Genomic DNA, 4,021 nt, shown 5'->3' with positions numbered 1-4,021 from the left:
CGTTGACCAGGAACGCACCGGCCTCCTGGGACAGGCGCAGTTCCTGGGTCTGCTTGTCGATTTCCAGGATGCCGTGGCGACCGACCACGATCGGCAACCGCGAGAGGAACACACCCGGCGAGGTTTCACTGAAGTACTGCTTGGGCAGCTTCTTCGCCAGGTCCTTGAGGTTCATGTAGCCGTCGTCGACGAAGATCGCCTGGGGGATGCCGTGCTGACGCACCACCCACTCGGCCATCTTGTTGTCGCCACCGATGAAGTCCTTCAGGGCRTCTTCCTGCATCATCCGGCGCACGCTGATCTTGCCCGGTTTGCTGCGTACGATTTTTGCCGCGATGGCCTCGGCGGTGTAGCCGGAGATGTCAGGCAACTTCGGCGTGGCCAGTTCCAGCGGCGCGGTCGGTGCGCTGCTGACGGTATAGGTCTTGGCCTGTTGCAGTTCCTTGGCGATGGTCGCCGGTTTGCCTTGTTGCGCGCCAGCCGGCGCCTTGGCCGGCTCCACGTTGGCGAAGGCAGCCGCGCTGGCCAGCAGCATCGCGCCGGCCAGCAAGGTCATGGAACCTTTCTTGGCTCTGTTCATGTCGGGGACTCCCTTCGCAATGTGCATCAGAAGCGCCAGATCACGTCGATGAACGCGCGGTGCATGTACGAATCGACTTCCTTGCCGTACGCATCACCCGGCTTGAACACGCCGCCGCGGAAACGCACCAGAGCCGAAGGCTCATCGATCGCCTGACTCATCGACGCCGGCAACAGGCCTTGCTTGAAGTACTTGGTCACCACCAGGTCCATTTCCTGACCGAGGTCTTTTTCGCCATCGTTCAGCGGCAGCGAAGTGCTGGAAAGGATCGCGCCGGTGACGTCGTCGGTGTTGTTCTGGACGGCGTTGATGCCATTGCTGCCGACCGGCTTGTTGCCGTCGACACGCCAGAATTTGTGGTAGATCAGGCTGGCGTCGTATTCGTCGTTGAGCATCCACGAACCGAACAGGGTGGCGCTCTGCATGTTGTTCATTTCGCCACGGAAGGCTTCGCCGAAACGGTGCACGCGCGAGCGGGTGCCGGTGTAGTTCGAGCGGTTGCTTTCCAGGCCGTTCTGTTCGTACTCGGCGCTGGCGCGGGCATAGGCGGCACCGACTTGCCATTGCGGATCGAGGCGCAAACGCACGCCGAGATCGGTGGCCCAGCCATTGAGGTTTTCACCGCGCTTGGCTTCAGCCGGCGGCGTGCCATCGGCGTTCAGCGGGTTGACCTTGTCGACGTCGCCGCTCATGCCGGTGATGCTGCCCCAGTAATTGAYGGTGTTGGTATTGCGCCAGTTGTACGCGTCGCTGTCGGCGGTCAGGCCGAGCCAGCTGATGTCGCCGTTCTGTTTCTTGTCCAGCGAATCCGCCGGCACACCCGGCTCCGGGAAGTCGAGCTTGCCGTTGTCGTGCGTGTGATGACCGCGAATGCCAACCCAGTTGCCCGGGGTCCACTGGTACGCGGCATCGGCGTAGGCGTGCAGGCGATCCTTGTCTTGCGGTGACAGCTCCTTGAGGTCGGTACGGTACTCGCTGAAGCGTTCGGCGATACCGACGTTGGCGCGCAGCAGGGTAGTGTCGAAGGTCCAGTTCAGGGCTTCGATGTTGGTGTCGCGCCATTGGCCGTCGTCGTTGCGCAGGCGCTGGCGACCGAACTTCAGGATCTCGCCAGGGTAGGGCGTGAAGCCGCTGTAACCGACCCAGAACTCACGCATGGCCAGGTAGTTTTTCTTGGTCTGGCGATCATTGCTGTCGGTGTTTTCGGCGCCATCGGACTGTTGCAGGGTGTCGGTTTCGATGATGTCGGTGGACGTCACCGCCTGCCCCATGGCGTAGGCGCTCCACGCGCCGCTTTCGCCGTAGACCCACGGACGCAGGTCCAGGCCGACGCCGTTGACGTCGCCGCCGGGAGCGGTGCCGAGGTCACGGTCGTCTTCGGACTGGCCGGTGATTTTCACGTCCAGGCCGAAGTTCTTGGTTTCAGTCATCGCAGCGAGCGTCGGGCAAGACCAGATCAGCGCGAATGTCAGGCCGATGCCGGCCTTCATGAATGGATTCAACTTCATTGGGATTCCTCGCTGACTTCTTCTTGCAGGGTGTGCAGTTCCGGCGTGTTCGGGCTCAGGGCACCGCGCACGGCCTGTTCTTGTTTCAACAGGCGTTGGGCTTCGGCCAACCGGTCGGGCGGCAATTGCGTTTGGATTGTTTGCGCAAGCTCGGTGGCTTGCGGGGTGTTCTGGGCCAGGGCCAATTGGCTGAAGACGTAGGCGTTGAGTGGATCAGGCTTGGTGCCCTTGCCTTGGGAAAACAGTTGGGCGATGGCGAAGTCGGCGCTGTTCTGGCCGTTGCGCGCAGCGGTCAACAGATGATCGAGGGCCTTCTGCGGATAGACCTTGCCCAGGTAGCCACGGCGGTAGATCTGGCCGAGGTAGTAATCGGCGGCGACTTCGCGACCAACGGCTTTCTGGAAATGCGCTTCGGCGACCTTGGCGTCAGCCGGCACCAGCTTGCCTTCGAAGTAGAGCTTGCCCAGCAACAGTTCGGCGCGGGGCTGGTCGGCGGCGCGGCCGTTGTCCAGGTACTTCATCATCTGGTCGACGTCGCCCAGTTCCGGGAAGTCGTAGAGCAGTTGCGCGAGGCTGACCCATGACGCCGGGTAGCCCGGTGCAATCGGTTCGAGCAGCGACTGTGCGGTCTTCTCGTCGGTCTTGCCCAGGGACGCATCGGCGAGCACGCGGGCGACGCTGTCCACGCGCTGCGCCGAAACGCGGCCTTGGGCGTGCGCCGCTTGCATCTGCTTGATCAGCTCGGCCTGTTGCTCTGGCTTGGCCTGTTTCTGATAGACCGTGGCCAGCTCGACGTAGCAGATGTCGCTGGTGTTGAGCGCGGCCTTGCAGATTTTTTCCACGTCATCCAGATGCTGGTCGTAGGTGCCCTGGGTGCGATAGAGCAGCACCTGCGCCAGACCGGCTTCCGGTTTGTTCTCGGCACGCCATTGGCTGATCTGCTGCTGCGCGTTCACGTTGGGAAAACTGTGCGGGTATTGCAGGTACAGCATCGCCAACGGGATCAGCGTGTTGCCTTCGCCTGCCGCAGCGGCTTTTTTCAACAGGGTTTCGGCTTCGTGCTGCTCGGCTTCGGTGGAACCGGGCTTGGCTACCAGCAGTCGACCGAGACGTGCCTGGGCGCGCGGCGAAACGCTGGCTGCGGCGCGGTAGGTCGCCTCGGCCTGTTTCATCTGCGCCGGGTCACGGCTGTCGACCTGGATATCGGCCAGGCCGACCTGGGCTTCGCTGTAGCCCAGGTCGGCCAGTTGCCGGTAGTTCTGCGCGGCGGTGGCGGTATCGCCACGTTTGAGTGCTTCGTTGGCCAGGCGCTGGTCGGGCAGGCCGGCGCAACCGCTGAGGCTGACCGCCAGGGCTAGCGAACAGAACGCAAATCCCATGTGGGAGCGAGCTTGCTCGCGATGCGGCTGGCTCGGTGCATCAGACAGACCGCGTCGATCCCATCGCGAGCAAGCTCGCTCCCACAGGGTCGGCGGCGTGTTGAGGGTTGGAGTAGTCACAGGCATGTCCTCGACTTAAAGACCGACAGCCATGGCTTTGTCGATCAGCCAGTTCAGGTTCGGGCCACGGTCGCTGCTGACTTCCACCGGGCGGCCGGCGAGGGAGCTGTCCAGGGTTTCGTCCGGCTGGATCAGCACGCGGATGTCCGAAGACAGGTCGGCGCTTTTCAGGCTGGTGCTGCTGACGATCTTGCCGGTGCGGCTCTTGTCCTCGCCGGCGATCTGGAAGCGCACCGAAGTACCCGGGCGCACCTCGCCGAACTGGCGATAGGAGAAGCGCGCTTCAACGTTGGCTTCGCTGTTGCGCGGGACCAGTTGGAAGATCACGTCGCCCTTGCTGGCGTACTGACCGTTGGCGACCATTTGCTGGGCCACGGTGCAGTCGCACGGCGAGGTCAGGGTGCCGGTCATCTGCTTGCCGAACAGTTCTGCAA

The 4,021-nt window shown here is 63.0% G+C and carries 3 protein-coding genes and 1 pseudogene; all 4 read right to left on the bottom strand.

Going from position 1 to position 4,021, the window contains the following annotated elements; genetic code table 11:
• A pseudogene (locus ACXRVY_RS19235) lies at positions 1–580 on the bottom strand (right-handed parallel beta-helix repeat-containing protein); the annotation flags it as partial.
• 26 nt (positions 581–606) lie between these two features.
• A complete protein-coding gene (locus tag ACXRVY_RS19230) occupies positions 607–2,088 on the bottom strand; it encodes an alginate export family protein (RefSeq protein ID WP_458237998.1) in 1,482 nt (493 codons plus the stop codon).
• Positions 2,085–3,587, bottom strand: a complete 1,503-nt coding sequence (gene algK / locus ACXRVY_RS19225) for an alginate biosynthesis TPR repeat lipoprotein AlgK (RefSeq protein ID WP_223459834.1) — start codon at positions 3,585–3,587, stop codon at positions 2,085–2,087. The genes ACXRVY_RS19230 and algK overlap by 4 nt, the downstream gene beginning before the upstream one ends.
• Before the next feature lie 15 nt (positions 3,588–3,602).
• Positions 3,603–4,021, bottom strand: a 419-nt coding sequence (locus ACXRVY_RS19220) for an HlyD family efflux transporter periplasmic adaptor subunit (RefSeq protein WP_458237997.1), incomplete at its 5' end; no start/stop codon positions are given.

The organism is Pseudomonas sp. P5_A2_2 (genome assembly GCF_054177685.1).
Note: the sequence above shows the minus strand (reverse complement) of the source record. Positions and strands in the feature narration are given on the sequence as shown.